This window comes from Rufibacter sp. JT20002, assembly GCF_056491185.1.
Genome location: NZ_JBSZJY010000001.1, coordinates 591,134 through 611,750 on the forward strand (window position 1 = coordinate 591,134; position 20,617 = coordinate 611,750).

The window sequence follows — 20,617 nt, forward strand, 5'->3', positions numbered from 1 at the left end:
GGGGCAATCCCTTGTGGTTGCCCTTTACGTGCAGGATAACAAATACGTACAAAGGGCAACCACAAGGGATTGCCCCTACAATTGGTACGATCATCAGTGCTTACAAATCCATCACCACCGTAGAGTACACGCGGGGAGTAAAAGAAAAGAGCTGGCCGGCTTTCAATAAGCGGCTATGGCAACGAAATTACTGGGAACACATCATCAGAGACGAAAAGGAATATCACACCATCACTGACTACATTCAAAACAATCCGGTGAACTGGGATACTGATAAGCTAAAATAGCAAACAGACAAATCCCCTGTGCTTTCAGCTTTTTTTCTCAAAAACAGCCTGAAAGTACAGGGGATTTTCATAAACAGAATCTGTGCTACTTCTTCGCAGAGGCAGTAGCTTTCATGTGTTTGGCGGCTTCCATGAACGTAGTGTTCCAGATGTCTTTTTCGTTTTGTTTCAGGAATTGCAGCAGTTTTCGGTGCGCATCCAGAGAAACGTTTAGAGAATGCTCCCCACCTACGCCGTGGAACAGGAACACGATCATGCTGTTGGTTTCCATGGCTTTCTTTACCATTTCAATCAGTTGTTCACCGGTCTGGCCGTTGATCATGAAAGAACCTACGTTGTAGAGGTCGGTGATAGGTTTGTTTTGCACGTAAACCCCTTGAACGCCGCGGGCGGCTACTAAATCTCCTTTGATCCCTTCAACGTAAGACACACCCCCAACTTGGGTATCACCGCAGGGATAGGCGAACGTGCGCTCTTTCTTTCCGTCCAAAGCTTCCAAAGCAGCGTTGGTCATTTTGATTTCATCCGTGATGCGGCGCACCGAATAGGTGGCCAGGTTGTAGTCGGCGGTGACGAAGCTGCGGCCAGGCTGGCTGCCGTCACAGGGGTGGAATAGGGTGTGGTTGGCGAGTTCGTGCTTGTTGGCGGCTACTTTTTTCCACTCGGGCAGACGCTTGGAGAACGGGGCAGCTGCGGCAGTGAGATAGAAGGTGCCTTTCAGCTTGAAGGAATCCAAAGCCGGTACTACTTTGTCCAGGTGCACATTCAGGGCATCATCATAGGTGAGGACCACAGCGCATTTTTTCTTGTTCCAGTCTTGCGCAAAGACGGAGGCGCTCACCAAACAGAGCAGTAAAGTCAAGGTCTTTTTAAAGGTCATTTTGTATTTCTAAAGGCTACAGAGGTTAAGACAAGTTTGCTTCAAGTTACGGCTTCTCCAGAAGAATTGGAGCATTTACCACCTGATTTTCAGAAAACAGCCTCAAAGCAAGTTTCCTTCCGGCCTACTAGAAAATCCGCTAACGAAAATGACTGTTTGCTTCTTGCAAATACTCCGCGGTATAAACATATAACTTTTACTATCCTGTTTTCCGTAAAAGCGGGTGAATTCACTTCTAACCCAAACACCCCCTATGGACCTAACACAGGAAATAGCGCAACTAGGCCCCTGGTTTCATAACCTGCACCTCCCCGATGGCACCCAAACTGCCCCCAATCATTCCTTAGGCGATTTCCCATCGTTCAAGTGGGAGCACATCAAAGAATACATTCCCCAGGATTTGAGTGGCTGGCGCGTACTAGACGTGGGCTGCAACGCAGGTTTCTACACCATGGAATTGGCCAAAAGAGGCGCATCGGTGCTGGGCATTGACGTGGACCCGCATTACCTGCGGCAGGCTGCCTGGGTAGCCGAGAAGTTTGGGCTAGACGACAAAGTGGAGTTTCGGCAGATGCAAGTCTACGACGTAGCGCACCTGCAGGAGAAATTTGACCTCATCTGGTACATGGGCGTAATGTATCATTTGCGTTACCCCTTGCTGTCATTGGACATCCTGTCGCAGAAAACCACTCGCATGATGGTGTTCCAGACCCTGACCATGCCGGGCGAGGAAGTGGCCGAAATCCCGAATGACATTGATTTCAACGAGCGCGAGGTGATGCTTGAAAAAGGCTACCCCAAGATGGCGTTCATAGAAAATAAACTGGCCGGTGATGTCACCAACTGGTGGGCGCCCAACCATGCCTGCATTGAAGCCATGCTGCGCTCCTGCGGCCTGAAAGTGACCAGCAAGCCAGACCATGAAATCTACGTCTGCGAGCCGGACCCCAACAACCAGAACAGTACCCATACCTGGAACAGCTCTGAACTGCTCTCGGCCACCGGACAGGCTTGGCAAGAGGCCGTGGGGGCCAAAGTAGAAGGTAAAAACCGCACCCTTACCCGCTAAGATCTGCTTAGAAATTGTGCTCGATTTTGGCTTCTTTTCAGGAAATGAGGCCAAAATCGAGCATCTTTGTTTTCAATTAGTTTAAAACCATGTCAACCCCGCGCCCCTGGCGATTGCTTCGCTCCCAAATTGCTTTCCAACACAAGTGGTACACCTTACGCCGCGATGAGGTAGAATTGCCCAACGGTCACGTTGTAGATGATTTCTTTGTCAGCGAACGCCCCGATGGTGCCTACGTCTTCCCGATCACCGAGCAGAACGAGGTCATCTTTGTGCGCCAATACAAACACGCGGCCCAGAAAATCTTCTTAGAACTGCCTGCCGGTTCGTTCTTCCCGGCTCAGGAAAAAGCCGAAGACGCCGCCACCCGCGAGTTGCTGGAAGAAACCGGCGCCGTCTTAACCCAGGAGTTGATCCCGATGGCAGTTTTGCACGACAATCCGGCTAAAGACACCAACCGGTTGCACCTGTTTCTGGCCCAGAATGTGCGCATTGAGCAGGCCCAGATTTTGGACGTAACAGAGGACATTGAGGTAGTGCGGGTGCCGCTTGACCAGGTCTTAGGCAAAGTGCTGAACGGCGAGATCTGCGTGTCTGGATCGGTGGCGTTGTGCTTTCTGGCATTGCGCCATATACAGATGCTTTAGGCCTTCAAAACCAAAAACAGAGTAAAAACGACCTTCAGAAAGAATTTATACCTAGACCTCAACCACAAGACCAAAACTAAGTATAGGGAATGTATCGGCAGAAGAACCTTTCAAGGGGACTTCTGCTGCATCTTTGGTACTCCAATCCCCATTATACTTAAAGACAGCAGCGCAATGGCTGAAGTGAACGAGGGCCTTCTCCCTGAAGAAAAGAAGAAGAAAGACAAACGTGACAAGTCATCCCGGGGCGTGGAAACCATGTTCCGGATCACGGCGGCCAACCAGATGCGGCTCAGTGACATGGCCGACAACAAGGCCCATATTCTGCTCACCATCAATTCCATCATCGTCTCCATCCTGCTTTCGGTGCTTTTCCGGAAACTGGACACTGAACCTGAGCTGATTGTGCCGGGCATCTTGTTTTTGCTTACTTCTTTAAGCACCATGGTACAGGCTATTCTGGTGACCATGCCCCGCATCAAAAAAGACAAACCTCTACCCACAAACGCCGGTCCAGACAAAGTCAACCTCATGTTTTTCGGGGATTTCCACAGCATGAGTTTGCTGCAATATGAAGAAGGCATCGCAGAGATGATGTCCAACCCCAAAACCTTGTATGGCAGCCTGATCAAAGACAATTACCACTTGGGCTTGGTGCTGCAGAAAAAGTACACCAGCCTGCGGTTTGCCTACATTTTCTTTATGGTGGGGTTCGTGATCTCGGTCCTTTCCTTTGTGGTGACCGAGCTGTTCTTCTAGGCACCAACTCATTTATTTTACAGTATTTGTTCCTCATCCCTGCCACTTTTCTTTTCGTTTAGGCTATTCGGGATTAAAGCTACTTTGCCCCTGAACAGCAAACTTTAAAACCACAAAACTGTCGGCAGGCAATTTTTTGTCTGTCAATGGTTCCACGATAATAGCAAGCACAGAAACATGCGCCAAGCCTCCCTCTTAAAACCAGCCCCTGCTTCTAAGCCTTCTCCCCTCCCCATTACCGATCAACTACCCTGGATACAGGTGGCCCCAGACGCCCCGTACTTCATTACCGAAGACGGCCAACCTTGGACACCTATTGGTCAGAACGATGCCATTTCCTGGCCTGAGTTGGAGGGCTTGTTCCGCCGGAAAGATCTGGCGGCCGTGGAAGAATACCTGGCCTATGTGGCAGCACACGGCGTTACCTGCCTGCGCTTGATGCTGGAGTACGCCCAAGTAAAGCACCGCTACTTTGAAAAACCAGCGGGCACGTTCAACCCCCGCATGGTTCAGCTGTGGGATGACTTGTTTGCCCTCTGCGCCAAGCACGGCCTGCGCATTTTGCTCACGCCCTATGATACCTTCTGGATGTGGATTAAGTGGAAACACCATCCCTACAACAAGCAACTGGGTGGCCCCTGTGCTGCCCGCGGACAATGGCTCCTGTGCCGAGATACCATGGAAGCCATTAAAGCCCGGCTCACGTTTGTGGTGGAACGCTGGGGCGGCAGCGGGGTGCTTTTCGCCTGGGACCTCTGGAACGAGATGCACCCCGCCCACATGGGCAACAGTTCCGCTGGATTCTCAGCAGCAGCTACGGAGTTAAGCGAGCACGTGCGTACTCTGGAAATGAGGCTCTACGGCCGTTCGCACCCGCAGACGGTGTCAATCTTCGGGCCCATCCTGCACACGCACCCTGACACCGCCGATACCATTTTCCGGCACCCACTGCTTGATTTCGCCAGCACCCACTTCTATGATGCCAAGACCATTGACTACCCCAAGAACACGGTAGACTCGGCCATCAAGGTAGGAGAACTGGTGCGCGAAGCCTTGGAACATGCCCCTGAGAACCGCCCATTCTTTGACTCTGAGCACGGCCCCATTCACCTGTTCAAAGACAAAAAGCATACATTGGCGCCCGAGTTTGACGATGAGTATTTCCGGCACATCCAGTGGGCGCACCTGGCCTCCGGCGCAGCGGGCGGCGGCATGCGTTGGCCCAACCGTCACCCGCACACCTTAACCCCGGGCATGCGGGTGGCCCAGAAAAACATGGTCGGCTTTTTGGAACTGATTAACTGGTCTACGTTTAAGCGGAAGAACCTAAACCAGGAGATCAAGATATCACAGCCTTCCTTCTCGGTTTTCGGCTGCGCTGATGGACAACAAGCAGTGGTATGGCTCCTTCGCAAAGACGCGCTTTACCAACGCAAGCGCCTGATGGACCCTAATGCTTCTCCCCTGACAATAGAGGTACAGGTACCCGGCATGCAGAATGGCCGCTACCAGATCACCACTTGGAACACTTTAGAAGGCGAAATGCGAGAGCAGTTTGAGGTGGAAGTGAAAGATGGCAGTTGCAACTTCACTGTACTAGAGGTACGCACTGATGTGGCGATTGCGGTTGTGAAGTTGCCTAAATGACGCTAGATAATCATCTGTCAAAAACCAAGTAAGCATTCCGTCCCCTATGAAGGGGGTAGGGGGATGATGACTTGTGTAGATTAAACATTGCTGAAAATTAGGTAGACAATTCCTTGTGGTTGCCCTAGCTCCGTACTGCAGCAAACGGTTCTTTAAACTGCCTTGTCATCCCCCTACCCCCTTCAAAGGGGGACGGAATGCGTGTCCAACACCTTTAGATAGGTGACTCATAAAAACGCCTTCACCAACTGCTCCCACTCCTCCTGTAAAGAGCTGTCAGGCCTTGTTTTTCCGGCACGTCTGTACCAGTAATTTGCGTTCCAGAGGTCGCCTTCTTTTCTGTGGAAGTAGGCGTGAATCCAGGCGGCGTTTTGGTCAGGGAGGTCTTGGATGAGTTCGTGTCCTTTTTCCCAGTTTCCGTGGGCATCATGCCACAAGGCCTGAAGGTAAACCGAGACTTCTGCTGGAGGGGTAGCGGCAGAAACGCTTTGTTGGAAGGCTGCAAAATCCATAAAAATTCTAAAAACAGGTTAATGGGATATTCAGCTGTTTTGGCAAGAAGCGCTTGATTGCTCCTAAAAGCAGACGTCCCTTGTTTCTAAGCCGAATGTAGAAAATCGACTTAAAAACAAGGGACGTTTTTTATGCAACTGGTACTGTTACATGGTCTCGATCAGATCCTGGTAGTAATCCATACCCAAATGCGTGATCAGGTCTTCGCCCATCATGTGACGCAGGGTGTTCTGCAGCTTAATTAACTGTTTGAAGATGTCGTGCTCTGGGTTGAGGCCCTCGGCGGTTTGCGGCGATTTGAAGTAGAATGACAGCCACTCCTGAATACCGGTCATTCCGGCTCTTTTTGCCAAATCGCCGAACAAGGCAAGATCCAATACCAGCGGGGCAGCTAAGATAGAGTCGCGGCACAGGAAGTTGATCTTGATCTGCATCTGGTAACCCAACCATCCGAAGATGTCAATATTGTCCCAGCTTTCTTTGTTGTCTCCGTGAGGCGGATAATAGTTGATGCGCACTTTATGGTAGATATCGCCATACAATTCTGGGTTCATCTCAGGCTGCAGAATGTCTTCCAGCACGCTCAGTTTAGAGACTTCTTTGGTCTTGAAGTTGTCTGGATCATCCAGCACCAGACCATCGCGGTTACCCAATATATTGGAAGAGAACCAGCCTTTCACGCCCAGGGCTCTGGCTTGCAGGCCAGGGGCCAGGATGGTTTTCATCAAGGTCTGCCCGGTCTTGAAATCTTTACCGCCAATTGGGGTTTCGGTTTGTCTGGCCAGCTCCAGCAGGGCCGGAATGTCACAGGTTAAGTTGGGAGCCCCGTTCATGAACGGCACGCCTAGTTTAATGGCCGCATACGCATAGATCATAGACGGCGCAATGGCCGGATCATTGGTGCGCAGACCTTCCTCAAAGGCGGCAAGGGTTTCATGCACCGCAGATTGCTCAATGTATTTCTCGGTGGAGCCGCACCACACCATTACCAGGCGGGCGCAGTCATTGGCTTCTTTGAAATTTTCAATGTCGTCCATCAAAGCCTTAGCCAAGTCCGCTTTGGTGGCAGCTTCTTTGATGTGGTCCCCGTCCAGGTTGGCGATGTACGCCTTGTCAAAGACCGCTTTCATGGGCTTGATGGCTTCCAGTTCGGCTTTCACGGCGTGCAGCATCATCGGCTCAATCACTTTGGCTTTCATGGCGGCTTCAAAAACGTTGTCTGAGTACACATCCCATCCGCCGAAGACAATGTCATTCAGATTGGCAAGCGGAACAAAGTCTTTGATTTTAGGGTGGCGGTTTTCGGTGCGTTTCCCTAACCGGATGTTGCCCATCTGGGTTAAGGAACCAACCGGCTGGGCCAGATCCTTTTTAACAGCTTCAACTCCGGCAATAAGTGTGGTGGCGACCGCGCCTAATCCAGGCATCAACAAACCTAATTTTCCTTCTGCTTTTTGTACGACATTATGCATGTAACACGAGTTTATGGGTGGGGAATAAAGAGTGTTTTTCTCAGTAATTAAATCCTAAGAAAGGTTTTAGTAAATAAATAGGTAAAGGGTAAGAACAAGGCTCCTTAAAGCAGCTTTAACCGTAAATAAAAGCCATTAGAACACCTTTGGTGTAGGGCTTCTTTTCAGAAAACGGTTGTAAAATCCGGGGTTTACAACCTTTTAAAAAGCTTCTACTCACCTCAGGTAAACCGCATTACTCCTTTTTTGCGCTTAAGGTTGTAATTCGCCGGTATCATTTATTAGAAGAATCCGAGCAGTTTCTTCGTAAACTTCAATTATGCTCACGCTGGCCGGGCTGATCTCCAGGCGCTGAAACATGTCCAGCGGAATGCCGGCGTAGTAAGCCACAGCAGCTTTAATCAAATCTGAATGGCTCACCACGGCCACGGTTTCGTGCGGATGTTTCGCGCACAGTTTCTGTAAACCGGCCATAAAACGGGCCTGCGCCTCCAGCATCATCTCGCCGCCGGGAATGCGGGTAACGCTTCTGAAGACGTTAAAGCGCTGGAATTCTGTGTTGCCGCTAAGTTCTTCAAAGGCTAGGTTCGTCCAGTCGCCGAAGTGTAACTCCAGGAAAGCCTCGTCGGTGATGGTCTGGAGCCCTTGCGCCTGGGCGATGTAGCCGGCGGTTTGCGTGGTTCGCTCCAGCGGGCTGCTGTAGATAGCCGAGATAGGCAGATGAGAAAGCCTTTGGACCAGTTGCCGGGCTTGGGCTTCGCCTTCCTCGTTTAGATAGACACCCGGCGTACGGCCAGAAAGACGCTTGCCCACGGAGTTGGTGGTAGCGTGGCGGATCAGTAGAAGTTTGGTCATTAATCTGAAATTGTAGACACAGGTGTTTTCTGCCTGTTTTTAGCAAAGTAGCATTAAAATAGAGAAAGCCGTGTCTTTAAACGGCTCAGGGGCAAAACCGTTCTGCTGTTCTGGTTTCTGCCACGTAAGCAGCCTGTGTTTGGGCCTTACCGGTTATCTTGCTAGAAAATAACAGCGAAGGATGATTTTAGAGGATCTATGTATAACCTAAACCAAATATCAGCCGTTCGCATGAATCAGCAGGATACCTGCCCTCAGCTTTATCCCCTCTTCTGGCTACATCTTTAGCAGAAGCACAACCCAAACTCAGAAAAGCATTGGAGAATACGACAAACAAACCTGTTTTAAAGATTGGAGTTCTAACCTTTCACCGCTGTATCAATTATGGAAGCTACTGGCAGGCGCGTTGCCTGGCCGAAGGGCTCCAGTCGCGTGGCCATGAGGTCGTGATCCTGGATCACGACTCACGCCGGGTGAACCTGGTGGAATGGAAATGCGCGTTTCAACCGGTATTGCCAACGCCTGTTCCGGCCTCAGACCGTCCGCTGTACCGCACCAAAATCCGGAAGTTTTTTGACGTGTTTGACACCTTGCCGCTTTCGCCCCGTTTTCAGCTGGACACCCCCGAGGAGATGGAAGAATACGATGTGGTAGTAGTGGGCAGCGATGAAGTATGGAACATGTCGCACCCGTGGTACGGCCGTTGCCCCATCTTTTACGGCGATGGTGTGAAAGCGCAGCACCTCATTTCGTACGCGGCCAGCTTCGGGAATTATGATGCCTCCTGGGGTCTTGAGCAAGACTGGGCCGAGAAACTCCGGAACAACTTTGACGCTATCTCGGTGCGTGATGCCAACTCGCAGACCATCATCCAGAACGCCCTCGGCTTTGAGCCCGAAATGGTGCTGGACCCTTGCCTGCAGTTCCCTATCACGCCTGATGAAAGAGACCATGAAATCCTGAATAGACGGTACGTAGCCGTGTACGGCCATAACTTCACCGAGTCCTTCGCCCGCGAAATCCGGCAGTACGCTGATAGCCAAAACCTGCCGCTCATCAGCTTCGGGTACCGCAACGACTGGGCCGACGAACAATGGATCACCACCGATCCGCATGACTTTGCGCATTTCATGGCCAAAGCCGAGGCGGTGGCCACGAACTTCTTCCACGGCTGCGTGTTCGCCTTGCGCAACGCCAAGCCGTTTGTGTGTGAGTCCTCACCGTACCGCAGGCACAAACTGCAGGGCCTGATGACCAAAATTGGCGGTGAGAAACATCTGCTTCCGGAAGGCACGCCTTCCACCGTTTACAGAACGCTGTTAAGTGAGCCCTTGAACCCTAGTATCCTGCAGAAGATTGACCAACTGCGCCAGACCTCTAACGCGTACCTAGACCGAGCCTTGGTGTTCTCTCAAGTGCAAGCTGTATGAAAGAATTGGTAAGCCCCCGAGATATTGTAAGGTCTGGGTTGTGCATTGGCTGCGGCAGCTGCGTGGCCCAGGCCAACCGACCAGACACCCGCATGGACTTTGACGGGTACGGACAGCTGAAGCCGCAGGGAGACCCGCAGTGGTTCAAAACCAAATCGGAAAGCTTTTCCAGAACCTGCCCCTTCTCACCCAAAGCTAAAAACGAAGACTATTTAGCCGCGAACCTCTATCCTACCGCCCCGGTGGTGGATGCCGCGTTGGGAAGGTTCCAAACCGCTTACGTAGGTCACGTGGCCGAAGAGGATTTCCGGATGCAGGGCAGCTCCGGCGGCATGGTGACCTGGGTAGCCACCGAACTGATGCGCCAGGGCTTGATTGACGGTGTGGCCCACGTTATTGCCACAAAAGACCCGCAAGCAGACGGCCGATTTTTCAAGTACCGCATCGCGCGTACCGAGGCTGAGATCAGAGAGGGTGCCAAGTCACGGTACTACCCTATTGAGCTGTCAGAAGTGCTCTCATTGGTGAAAGAAGTGCCGGGCCGCTATGCCGTAGTGGGGATTCCGTGCTTTATCAAGGCGGTACAACTGCTGCGCGAAGAAGACCCTATCATCCGGGAACGCATTCAATACACTCTCGGGCTTTTCTGCGGGCACATGAAGAGCGCCCGCTTTGTGGAAAGTTTTGCCTGGCAGCTGAACGTGCCGGTAGACCAGGTAGACAAGGTAGATTACCGCCAAAAAGACCCTAACCGCCCCGCCAACTGGTACACCGCCAAACTTACCTTGAAAGACGGCCAAATTGTGAACCGTGACTGGTGGCACCTCGCTGATGGGGATTGGGGCGCCGGTTTCTACATGAATTCCGCCTGCAACTACTGCGATGACGTAGTGGCCGAGACATCGGATATCTCCTTCGGCGATGCTTGGGTAGAGCCGTATTCCTCTGATGGGCGCGGCACCAACGTGGTAGTGGTCCGTTCGCCTTTGGTGGACCAACTGGTGGCCAATGCCATTCAGGAAGGCAGGCTGCAATTAGAGACTGTAGACGCCAAGTTTATAGAGCAGACACAGGCCGCCGGTTTCCGGCAACGTCGCGAAGGGCTGGCTTATCGCCTGACCTGGAGCCGCAGCGGCGTCACTCCTTGCAAACGCGTTGCACCAGATGACAAAACCCCTACCCGCCAACGCAAACTCATCTACCGGATGCGCTATCATATCTCGGCGGGTAGCCACAAGATGGCTAAACTCGCGCACCAGTTGAATGTGCCTAAACTGTACATCAACTGGGCCCGCATAGCGCTCGCCTCTTACCATGGGTTTGCCTACCATCAAGGCAATTTCAAGGAGATAAAGAATAGGTATAAACAACTGAAAGGATAAAAAAAGCGGAGAGGTGCCTCTCCGCTTTTTTGTTGGTCTTTTTTGAAAATGATTTTAAAACATAGGATGCTCTCCTATCAAGGCGAGCATCCTATGTTTTACTAGATGCTTTTCTTCTCCCCTTTTGTCATCTTGGAAAGATCTGTGGGCGAAAAGTAGTGGCGCTTTTATAGAGACATTCTAGTTCGCTCACAAGGTCTTTTCAGGATGACAGGAGTAGGTGTTGGTATTTAAAGAAGCATTGTATTACCAAAAATCCTACAAAAGTTACTTTGCTACTTGTGCCTCTTCTTTGAGCTTCTCCAACTCACCCACTACTCGGGTGATTACGCCAGCCCAATCATCGGCTACTTCCTGCCTGAAGAGACGTGCAGTGGGGTACCAGGGGCTGTCTTCTCTATCATCCATCCAGCGCCAGTCGGCGTGGTAGTGAAGTAGGGTCCAGACGGGTACGTTGAGGGCACCGGCCAGGTGCACGGGCATTGAATCGACAGAAATCAACAGGTCCAAACCTTTGATGACGCGGGCATAGTCATACAAGCTGAACTCGCCGGGGTGAATCCCGAAGCCTTCCTGCCAACCGGCGTCTGTAGCATTCTCCTGCAGAATGAAGAGGTTGATACCCTGTACCTCGGCTAAAGGAGCCAGGAAGTGAAACGGAATAGACCGGTGCGGATTCCAGTCTCCGGGTTTCCAGACTAAGCCTACGTTTAATTTATCTTTATCACCGGCAAGTGGCTTTGGTTCTACCTGCAGGTAAGGAATCTGAGACGGGATAGTGTCTACCGTGGTTCTAAAGATGTGGGGTAACTCCATGACCTCCACGTCCACATCATACTCCACCTCTGGGGTACCGTCATGCAGTGGTAGCAGCCGGTCTATGGTGGGAATAGTTTCCAGCAGCGGAATCAAAGGAGCTTGCGCCCATACAATCACTTCCTTGGCAATGGCTTTGATCAAAGGTGCGAACCGGATAAACTGGATGGTATCTCCCAAGCCGTGGTAGCAGCGCACCAACACCCGTTTGCCTTGCAGCGAGGAACCGTCCCACACGTATTGAAAGTGCCTCGGCCAATGCCAGCACGGTTTTCCGGCCCGTTCCTTTAAAACGGCATCGCTGTGCTTCCAGGCGCCTTCAAACGTGCCACGGCGCATGTTCAGCATCCAAACATCTTGGGTTTCTTCCTGCGTATCCTGACTCATAAAGTATTAGGTGGAATGTTAGAAAGAAGCATCTCTGTTTAGGCCTTGTTTTAAGGAAAACGGGCGCTAAACAGGGATGCTTTAGAGAAATGCACTATATGGACTAGGCGTATCTACGCATCATGAGGGCGCAGAAATCGGCGAACTCTTCTACATTTTGGGGCGGGCTGGTGTGATGCGGCTGAATACCTTTGGACTCTGGAGTAAAGCAGAAGGTGGCGGTCACGTCAAACTCATCCAGTTTTTTCATGACGTGGTCAAACCATCTCTCCGCATCCGGACGGAGCCAATCGGCCCAACTTAAGCCGGTACGTAGTTTCTTCACCCCTAAGTCTCTAAGGTGCTGCACGGCGGCATCCAGGCGGTGGTCTTCAAAGTGGAACCACTGGCAGATACCCATTTCGGGGGTGTAATCTGAGAAGTACTTGTGCGAGAGTTTAGGAGTACCGTCTTCGCGCAGCAAACCCATGTGGAAGTGGCGGTAGTACGATGAACCTTCGGCCTCGCGGTGACGCGTGGTGGCTTCCCAGGCTTGCGGCAAATCATAGAGGCTGTACCAGAAAATGCGGTCCACGCGGCCCATGAGCAACTCGGCGGTTTTCTGAAGCCCGAACTCCTGCACTTCCTCGGCCCCGAAGGACGAAATACCCACCTCGGTCACCCACACGGGCAGGTTGGTAACAGCTTCAATCTCGGCGATTTTGTTTGGCCACTCGTGGATGCTCCAAAGGTTCCAGTCCAGCGGGAAACCGTGTACGGCTACTGCATCCAGGTTTTCAAGTGTGCCGTGGCGCTCTAAGGTTTGGATGAAATGGGGGTCAATGGGGGAAATACCGCCTAAAACGCGGGTGATTTCTGGTTTCTCGGCTTTCACGGCCTGGGCGCCTAGCTTCACCATCTCGGAGAAAATCTTCCATTCGGGATCAATCTCGTAGGCCCAGTGCGATTTGTTGTTTGGTTCGTTCCAGAATTTAACTGCTTCTATCATAGTTTATTTCTTAGCATCTGTGTTGGCCGGATGAACGGCACATGTTTGGCGCGGTCTTTTGGGAAAAGCGGCTATAAACGCCTTGCCCACTCAACGGTGTACTGCCGGTGCAGGCACCAGCATCAACATTCCTGGGTTGAGTCATTGCCTACTACGCACCCTGCCGGGCACCGTTACAAAACATTAAAAAATTACAATATTCTTTCCGCCTAAAATAATCGGGAACCTGCCCCATTTACTATTGCAAGACCCTTCGCAACTCGGCCAGGTACGCCGGATTGCTGCTCATTCCGTTGTGCCCCTGTCCGTCTAGCGTGATGAGGAGGTCTGCTGGCTTGAACAGTTCCCGCAGTTTGAGCGAAGAGCCATAGTAGATGATTTCATCCACTTCCCCGTGAAACAGCACCACTGGCATGGTGCATTTCTGGATGAACTTGTTTGTCTCAAACTTGTACTTCAGCACCACCGTTGGGATGAACGGAAAGTAATGCCCCATGAGGTCTGTTAAACTGTAGTAAGGGGCTTGCAGAATTAAAAGGCGAGGCTTGTTTTCGGCGGCAATCTTTGTAGCGGGCCCGGTGCCTATGGAATATCCCAGCACCACAATCCTATTTTCGGCGTACCGGGTTTTCAGGTGATGATAGGCCGTCTGGATATCCTGGTAGAACTGTTTCTGGCTTCTGATTTTGCCTTCGCTTTTCCCGTAGCCTCGGTAATCGAGCATGAAAACATCATAATCCAGGGCGGTGTAGATGGACGCTACCTCTCCCCAGGAGTTGAGCGAGCCCGCGTTGCCGTGCAGGTAAAAAATCACGCCTTTAGGGTTTTCGGCCTTAAAAAGCAGGGCGTGCAACCGCACGTTGTCTTCCGTTTTAATGCCGATTTCTTCAAAAGGCTGGTAAAACCTGAACCTGAAATCCTTATCTAGTCTCTCCGGAAAGAAGATGAGTTTCTCCTGCAAGAAATACAGCAGCACGCAGATACCAGCATACAACAAAAGGGCAAACTTGATGACAGAAATGAGGATCCCTTTCATGGCAGTTGGTTTTCGGTAAAGCTTTCCTTCCTTGAGGGTGATGACCTAGAGTACGGCAGGAAGTTTAAAACGTAACCAAATCTCTACCGGACTCTTTGGGTAAGTTCCTGCGTTTCTGTGTCTAGGATGAGAATACTTTCTTCTGCTTCGTTCAATTGTCCCAACAAGTCGCCTTTGTTGGGACAAACGGAGGTTCTACCGGCACATTCCTGCCCATCTGCCGGCCCCACGGCATTTGCCATGAGAACAGTCATGGAATGATGCCTGGCAATATAAGCTAACCGTTGGCAAGCCTGTTCTATCCCTTTCGCAAACTTGGCAACGCTGGCCAGGTAGATTTTTGCCCCGCTGGCAGCTGCCTGCTCCGCGTGGGCCGGCACAGATATCTCATAGCAAATGGCCAGAGCTATGTGGTTACTATCACCAAGGGAAGCAGTTGTGTTTTGCCCCGAAACAAAGAAGGGTTCCTCGTCTGCGTGAAGGTACTTCTTAGAGTAGATTTGCCGCTCCTGGCCAGGCCGAAACAGTACCATACTAATGCAGGTGCCCGCCTGGCTTTTGGTAGGTACCCCAACCCCGATGGTGATTTGCCGACTATCGCTGATTTCCTGCAACACGGCAAATCTACTATCCCCGGGGTCTGTCGCAAGGTCTTTTGCCAGGGTGGGCTCGTAGCCGGTTAAGGAAAGCTCGGGGAAAACAATGAGGCTTGCCCCACCGTCTGCCGCCAGGTTGATGAGCTTCTGGTGTTCTTCTACGTTACGGGAAATATTACCAGTGAAAGGTCTTGCCTGAGCCACACAAATCTTCATTGGTTTTGCTGGTTTAGTGTGCCTTGAAATATTACGGGTAACCCGTTTGAAGAGTCAACCTTAAAGCAAAACGGTAACACCTTTAACCGTGGCATTCATTTTAGGTGCAGCTTCTTAGAAAATGCTCTACTCCCCCAAAAACTTTGTCCAAGATAAGAAACCAAGTAAGTGACCATTAAGCAGATTATCAGCTGCATTATGGTTGCAATACCCCAATTCTCAAAGTATTTAGCATGATTTATCATCAAGTAGGTAAAGTAATTTGACAATGCTACACTTACGAATAACAGGCCTCCATTTTTGAAGGTGTACCTTATCAGATCATGCTGAGGAGCGCGTAGAAATAAACTCATTAGAATGAGTGCAAGAACCAATAGCTCAGCTAGAATTTTCAATACCCTTAGGTCTGGCAGGAACTTCAAGAAAAGTCCGTGGGCAAAAATTTGGATGAGACAAAGGACAAGATAGAACCCGAAGCTTTTTAGCTTTTCTTTCATATTTTGATGTTTGCTAAGAACATCGTTTAAACAGGTGTTACAGAATAGCAAAGGTTATCAATCCCATTAGCAGGTGTCATCTATTGTATATTAAGCCCAACGGCTAGGCTAAACGGCGGCAGAGGCCGTCTGCCGAGGCTGGCGTTTAGCTCTTGTTATGTGTAGTTGTTTTATGCTAGTTCAATTTTTAATTTCTCAAAATATTTTATGTGTTTCTCGATTTTAGCTTGGTCTTTGGTTGAAAGTAAGAAGGATTTCTTCCGTCCTGTAATCATAGTATCCCAAACAGTTTTGTTGTCAGCTCCAACAATATTGCATTCATTTGTTGCTTGAAACATTTTGCTTTTTGTATTCTTCAGTCTTGTCGCTAACCAAGCATATTCTTTTGTTTCAAATTGATTTGAAATGTCGAGAGTCTCCAAATTTACCAAGTGCCCTAAAGGTTGTAATGTGTCATCAGCTACTTTAAGATTTGTCAGACATAAATACTTGAGGTTGATAAGATTCGATAATGGTCTAAGCGTTTTTACCTTTAATGGTTTACCATGTCCGCCACTAAGTGTTAAACTGGCAATTTGAGTAGCTAATGAAAGCTGTTCTATTTCTTCTAATTTGGAAAAGTCAGTAATTTCAAATGTCCTCAGATTGATATTCTTACTGATGTCCCAAAGTGATGTTGCTTTTGTATTCCAATTTAAGATAATCGTTTCAGGCTTTTCTTGCGATTCTAGAATTGTCAAGTCTTTTGCTAATACCTGATAAAGATTTAAATATTTCAAACTTACTAATGGAAGTATCTTTCTGAGTTCTTTGTCGTTTGCCCCAATTAGCCACAAATTTTCTATTGATAATTCTTTAAGTCTATCCAGGTTTTTGGCAGTGACAGACATATGCAATGACTTTTCACTTCTATCAAAGTCATTTAAGTCAGTAATAAACTTCTGCGGTTTCTCTGGTAAATATTTTGTCATTATCATCAATTACAATTACACATAACGGCTAGTGCAAAAGGAACAACTCCGGTTATTAGCTCAATATCTGGATCTTTCAATTCCGTATTTGGTTACAGCCTATTATTCGAAAACCAAGCCCAAATTAGGAATTATCACTGGCTCCTTCTTGAAACCAGCTGGCGTACAACACATAGTTATCGGCGGTTTGGGCCATGCCCGAGATCTGCTCTGGAGTTAGGGCTTTTACTTTTTTAGCGGGAACCCCGGCGTAGATGAAACCGCTCTCGCAAATGGTTTTCTCCAGCACTACTGCCCCGGCTGCCACAATACAGTGCTCCTGCACCACGGCGTTGTCCATGACAATAGCCCCCATGCCAATGAGCACATTGTCTTCTATGGTGCAGCCGTGCACAAGCGCGTTGTGCCCTATGCTCACGTTATTACCAATGATGGTGGCGGTTTTTAGATATGTGCAGTGAATGACGGCCCCGTCCTGAATGTTGGTTTTATTCCCGATGCGGATCAGGTTAACATCGCCGCGAACTACGGCATTAAACCAAACGGTGCATTGGTCGCCCAGTACCACATCGCCGGCAATGGTAGCATTAGGGGCTACAAAGCATTCTTTTCCAAGGACCGGATGCACTCCTTTTACCGGTAAAATATAAGCCATAAAGTTTGCGTAACTTGAAGTAAGAGTTGTCTGTGTTCCTTCAAGAATAAGCAAAATTCTCTACAATGCCGCTGCCACTTGAAAAGTGTGTTCCTGCCGACCCATTAACCCCTGGGTACCTACGCCCACTGTTTCAATAGTGAAACTGCCTACATCATCTGAGGTATAGAATGTAACGGTGGTTTGCCCTTTGGCATCGGTCTTCAACGTGGGAGCCCAAAACACCAGAGACCGAAAATCAGGCACACGTTCCTGCCCGGTAAGTTCATAGGTTGGGGCTTTGAAAGGCAAGGCTCTGGCGAAGCCGTTCCAGGTGAATGTACGTTCATCTTTGAAGGCATCGGGGTGCAGGTTGGGGTTCACGGTGGTAATAGAAATCACGCCATTACGGGCCGGCAGACCAATTCTTTTCAGGCGGGCATCGGAGTAATACAAGCCTATTTTCTGCACCTCTGAGGCCGGCAGGTTCAAGACCCAGTGGTTGTTCAGAGTAGGATAGCCGTTGATCAGGTACAGAGGATGCTCCTTAAAACTGGCATTAAAGTCAAGGGAATAGATCCTGGGCTCCCTCCCGGTCTTGGTGGTCACTAGGTTGGTGATGGGCAACACCTCCTTGATGACCTCTTCCACGTTCTTGAACGCTACGTATTTGGCAAGATCAAAGGACCTGTCTGGGGCACCGATGGAAGTGGGATCGAGAGGTTTGGGCAAAGCCGATGCTAGGGCATCCGATGGCCGAAGCCCAGGGAAAAACCCGCGGAGTTGTTTTAAGACGGCAGCCTGCCGGAGGTACGCTTTCTCCTGCTGGGTGAGCACCAAGGGAGTCTTGAACCTGGATACCTGCCCCAAAGAAGCCTCCTGCCATTGGATGCGGGCTCCCTCAGCGCGTTTCCCTAGAGATAGCACATCGTACACCAGTCTGCTATTTGACGTTAACTCAGGGTTGTTCAAGATAAAACTGCCATCTGACTGGGCGTTAACCAAAACGGGGCCGGCTTCCTCATCGCCAAAAAACAACAAAGTCGCGGCGGCGAGGGGTTTACTGGTGGCATCCAGGACCACGCCGCGCTTCACCAAAGCAGCAGTGGTATCTGCCGGTGTGCCTGCGGCCGCTTCAGGTTGCTTCCAAGCGTCTAATTGAACCGGTTGCGTGCGCATTTCCCAGTCCAAAGCTAACGCCTGGGCTTGGGACGATAAGTCTGATACGTTCTGGATAGTCCTCTGCGCACTTTGCCTAACGGCCAAAGCTAAGTTTGCCTCTACCGGAGAACCTGCTGCATCGGTGGTTGTGAGGGTAAGCGTCACTTTCTCGCGGCGGCCGTACCGTTGCCGGTCTGTTTTCACGTGCAGGCGCAAAGGATCAAGGGCAGAGACGTAAATCCACCGTTGAGCCTCTACCTGTCCGTTGGCTTTTACCAGTACCACCTGCGCTTTGCCGGGAGGCAGATTTCTTTTGGAAAACCTTACCTCCTGACTTGTGGAGGCTCGCAGATTTACTTTTGCCGTTTGCAGGGTATTATCAGAAGAGATCAAGCCAACCAGTATCTCTTCCTCCGCAGAAGCACCTTGGTCACCGGTTGGGCTTGCCTGCACTTTCACGTGGATCAGGGAATCTGAACAGGCATCTACCTGCATCCCGATCCCCGAGGCGAGTACCGGCGGAAGCGCCAGCCGGGAACTTTGCCCCGCCGAGTCAGCCACTGTGACCTGGTAATTTCCCCCTGCCTGCGGAGTGAAAGGGAAAAGCGCCTTTCCTGCAGGATCAGTTTTGAAACTAGAAACTACCTTGCCCGAGGCATCTACTATCTTGCCATTGGCCCCGCCCTTGGGGGAGGCAACCTGAACCGCCAGTAAACCGGTTACTCCCGCCACCAACTTGCCGCCTTCGGGGTAGGCCTGCAACAGGCTTCGGGTTTCCTTCAGGGTTTTGTCTTCTGTCATTTCCGGCGAAACCGGGCCTAAAATGCGCAGAGCCGTGCCGGTGCTTTTATAGCCTGTTTTCTGCATAGATGGGGTAAACGCTACCAGCTCGTAGTGCCCCCGGGGAAGGGAATCCGACAAAGGGATAGCGCCTGTGGCTACGCCGTCTTTTACCATAAACTGCAGTTTGGTGCTTAGTTCTGGTTTAGGGCCCCTAAACTCCACCTGCAGCACCTTGCTTTCCAGAGCAGGTTTAAGGGTGTTTCCTTCCACGACAAAAGCCGCAAACCTGATGGTATCGCCGCTGGCATAAAAAGGCTGGGAAAACTGCACCAACACCCTTTCTACAGGAATGCCCTGCTGCCAGTTCTGCCACTTGCTTACCCATTGCTCCCAGTTTTGCTTTACTTCGGGCCGGAAGGCCACCAGCGGAAGCACCATCAGAAAAAAGGCCGCCTTGGTTACGCTTACTAAAACACGCTTCATGTAGATATAGCTTAAGATAAGGCCTTACCAAAAGGCTGGCCGCAGGTTGGTGCTGTTTTGAATTACCCGGCAATCATCATCAAAATCAAAAGGCACCAGCGAAGCAGGCACATCCTCTCTCCTTAAATTGAAGATCTTTCTGGAAATGGCCGAGGCGCCAAAATAACCGATCACCTGCTCCTCGGGGTCGTTTACATTGTACAGGTTGCCTTTGGCATTGGCAGGAGGCGGATCTAACACTGATCCCGTTTTAGAGGTCTGCAAGGAAATCACCCGCCAATAATCATAGGCGGCCTCAGTCAAGGAATACTGACGCACCTCTAGCCGGTACCTAAAATTCATGGTCTGAGGCGTAACCGGAATACTGGCTACCTGCTGATCCCGCACCGTGTTTCCGTTGAAAAGCCTATCCTCAGAAACTTGCACGGCACTGATGGAATCCTTCACCCAACAGATGGTGCAGCAGGCTTTAGGTCGGCTCACCACCAAGCCGGTTCTGAGGTCCCGCTCTTTGTACTCCCAGGGCTGGGTAGACACCTCGTAGACCCCGGTCCAGTCCCAACGGTAAAAATTGCGTTCCTGCGCAGGGTCGTTTATCTCCACCGACACCCTGAACCGATTGTCTGGCAGTTCCTGGTTGTCTTTGTCCAGTTTGGTTCTGGCCTCGTAATCGGCTTTGATGTTCTGGATGGGGGGTACCGCTGGCAACACCTCGGCGTTTGACCGGTACTCCCGCCCGTCTCTCAGTTTCACTGTCAGCGTGTAGGTGCTCCCTACCCTGCCTTGGATGGCCCCTTGCCCATACATATTGGTGCGGTAAATTCCGTTTTGGAACTGGGTTAACTGCTCCATATTGCCTTTCTCATCCCGGATGATTACCTCGGCATCCCTTACTGCGGGGTCTATGTTCAGTAGGTCGCCCCCGTAAGGAGCGCTCATGTTGATTCTCACGTAATATGGGCCCGGATCAGTAGTGATCAATCCGTTGATGGTCATGCGTTTCTCGTTGGTGGGCATCTTCAGTTCCACAGATTCCACGCATCCGGTCAGCAGAAAGACGAAAACGAGAAAGCACCAGCTCCAGGAGGATAGGTTTGTCTTGTACATA

The 20,617-nt window shown here is 50.6% G+C and carries 19 protein-coding genes; 7 read left to right on the top strand and 12 right to left on the bottom strand.

Features of this window, described 5'->3' with window-relative positions; all coding sequences use genetic code 11:
* Window positions 1-17 precede the first annotated feature (17 nt).
* The gene (locus ACW9SV_RS02405) at window positions 18-287 is read left to right on the top strand and encodes a transposase (RefSeq protein WP_479555141.1); all 270 of its coding nucleotides are present in this window, start codon (window positions 18-20) and stop codon (window positions 285-287) included.
* Window positions 288-372: 85 nt separating this feature from the next.
* Here ACW9SV_RS02405 and ACW9SV_RS02410 read toward each other — a convergent pair whose 3' ends face one another.
* Window positions 373-1,167, bottom strand: coding sequence for a polysaccharide deacetylase family protein (locus ACW9SV_RS02410; protein ID WP_479555142.1), 795 nt, complete (start codon window positions 1,165-1,167; stop codon window positions 373-375).
* A 253-nt stretch (window positions 1,168-1,420) separates the two neighbouring features.
* Here ACW9SV_RS02410 and ACW9SV_RS02415 point away from each other — a divergent pair, with 253 nt between their 5' ends.
* From ACW9SV_RS02415 to ACW9SV_RS02430, 4 genes are all read left to right on the top strand, one after another.
* Window positions 1,421-2,236 (top strand): TIGR04290 family methyltransferase, encoded by an 816-nt coding sequence (locus tag ACW9SV_RS02415; protein ID WP_479555143.1) that lies wholly within the window; start codon window positions 1,421-1,423, stop codon window positions 2,234-2,236.
* Between the two features lie 89 nt (window positions 2,237-2,325).
* Window positions 2,326-2,883, top strand: a complete 558-nt coding sequence (locus ACW9SV_RS02420; RefSeq protein ID WP_479555144.1) for an NUDIX hydrolase — start codon at window positions 2,326-2,328, stop codon at window positions 2,881-2,883.
* Window positions 2,884-3,057: 174 nt separating this feature from the next.
* On the top strand, window positions 3,058-3,642 hold the full coding sequence (locus ACW9SV_RS02425; protein WP_479555145.1) for a Pycsar system effector family protein: 585 nt from the start codon (window positions 3,058-3,060) through the stop codon (window positions 3,640-3,642).
* 177 nt (window positions 3,643-3,819) lie between these two features.
* A complete protein-coding gene (locus tag ACW9SV_RS02430) occupies window positions 3,820-5,289 on the top strand; it encodes a glycoside hydrolase 5 family protein (RefSeq protein ID WP_479555146.1) in 1,470 nt (489 codons plus the stop codon).
* A 227-nt stretch (window positions 5,290-5,516) separates the two neighbouring features.
* Here ACW9SV_RS02430 and ACW9SV_RS02435 read toward each other — a convergent pair whose 3' ends face one another.
* The 3 genes from ACW9SV_RS02435 to ACW9SV_RS02445 form a co-directional block, all read right to left on the bottom strand.
* The gene (locus ACW9SV_RS02435; protein ID WP_479555147.1) at window positions 5,517-5,801 is read right to left on the bottom strand and encodes a hypothetical protein; all 285 of its coding nucleotides are present in this window, start codon (window positions 5,799-5,801) and stop codon (window positions 5,517-5,519) included.
* 147 nt (window positions 5,802-5,948) lie between these two features.
* Entirely contained in the window at window positions 5,949-7,274 is a 1,326-nt protein-coding gene (locus ACW9SV_RS02440) for an inositol-3-phosphate synthase (RefSeq protein ID WP_479555148.1), read from the bottom strand.
* 252 nt (window positions 7,275-7,526) lie between these two features.
* Window positions 7,527-8,129, bottom strand: a complete 603-nt coding sequence (locus tag ACW9SV_RS02445) for a histidine phosphatase family protein (RefSeq protein WP_479555149.1) — start codon at window positions 8,127-8,129, stop codon at window positions 7,527-7,529.
* A 317-nt stretch (window positions 8,130-8,446) separates the two neighbouring features.
* Between ACW9SV_RS02445 and ACW9SV_RS02450 the strand changes: the two genes are divergently transcribed.
* Entirely contained in the window at window positions 8,447-9,559 is a 1,113-nt protein-coding gene (locus ACW9SV_RS02450) for a polysaccharide pyruvyl transferase family protein (RefSeq protein ID WP_479555150.1), read from the top strand.
* Complete coding sequence (locus ACW9SV_RS02455) at window positions 9,556-10,941, top strand: Coenzyme F420 hydrogenase/dehydrogenase, beta subunit C-terminal domain (protein WP_479555151.1); 1,386 nt, start codon at window positions 9,556-9,558, stop codon at window positions 10,939-10,941. Before ACW9SV_RS02450 ends, ACW9SV_RS02455 begins: the two co-directional genes overlap by 4 nt.
* 267 nt (window positions 10,942-11,208) lie before the next feature.
* On the opposite strand, the gene ACW9SV_RS02460 is transcribed toward ACW9SV_RS02455, so the two are convergent.
* The 8 genes from ACW9SV_RS02460 to ACW9SV_RS02495 form a co-directional block, all read right to left on the bottom strand.
* A complete protein-coding gene (locus ACW9SV_RS02460; protein ID WP_479555152.1) occupies window positions 11,209-12,144 on the bottom strand; it encodes a glycosyltransferase family 9 protein in 936 nt (311 codons plus the stop codon).
* 103 nt (window positions 12,145-12,247) lie between these two features.
* Entirely contained in the window at window positions 12,248-13,132 is an 885-nt protein-coding gene (locus ACW9SV_RS02465) for a glycosyl hydrolase (RefSeq protein ID WP_479555153.1), read from the bottom strand.
* Window positions 13,133-13,370: 238 nt separating this feature from the next.
* Window positions 13,371-14,168 (bottom strand): alpha/beta hydrolase, encoded by a 798-nt coding sequence (locus ACW9SV_RS02470; RefSeq protein WP_479555154.1) that lies wholly within the window; start codon window positions 14,166-14,168, stop codon window positions 13,371-13,373.
* 83 nt (window positions 14,169-14,251) lie between these two features.
* Complete coding sequence (locus ACW9SV_RS02475; protein WP_479555155.1) at window positions 14,252-14,980, bottom strand: carbon-nitrogen hydrolase family protein; 729 nt, start codon at window positions 14,978-14,980, stop codon at window positions 14,252-14,254.
* A gap of 667 nt (window positions 14,981-15,647) precedes the next feature.
* Window positions 15,648-16,448 (bottom strand): hypothetical protein, encoded by an 801-nt coding sequence (locus tag ACW9SV_RS02480; RefSeq protein ID WP_479555156.1) that lies wholly within the window; start codon window positions 16,446-16,448, stop codon window positions 15,648-15,650.
* A gap of 124 nt (window positions 16,449-16,572) precedes the next feature.
* Window positions 16,573-17,103: a gamma carbonic anhydrase family protein gene (locus ACW9SV_RS02485; RefSeq protein ID WP_479555157.1), complete on the bottom strand. Its 531-nt coding sequence runs from the start codon at window positions 17,101-17,103 to the stop codon at window positions 16,573-16,575.
* Window positions 17,104-17,163: 60 nt separating this feature from the next.
* Window positions 17,164-19,509 (bottom strand): hypothetical protein, encoded by a 2,346-nt coding sequence (locus tag ACW9SV_RS02490; protein WP_479555158.1) that lies wholly within the window; start codon window positions 19,507-19,509, stop codon window positions 17,164-17,166.
* 24 nt (window positions 19,510-19,533) lie between these two features.
* Window positions 19,534-20,616: a DUF4249 domain-containing protein gene (locus ACW9SV_RS02495; protein WP_479555159.1), complete on the bottom strand. Its 1,083-nt coding sequence runs from the start codon at window positions 20,614-20,616 to the stop codon at window positions 19,534-19,536.
* Between the last annotated feature and the right edge of the window lies 1 nt (window position 20,617).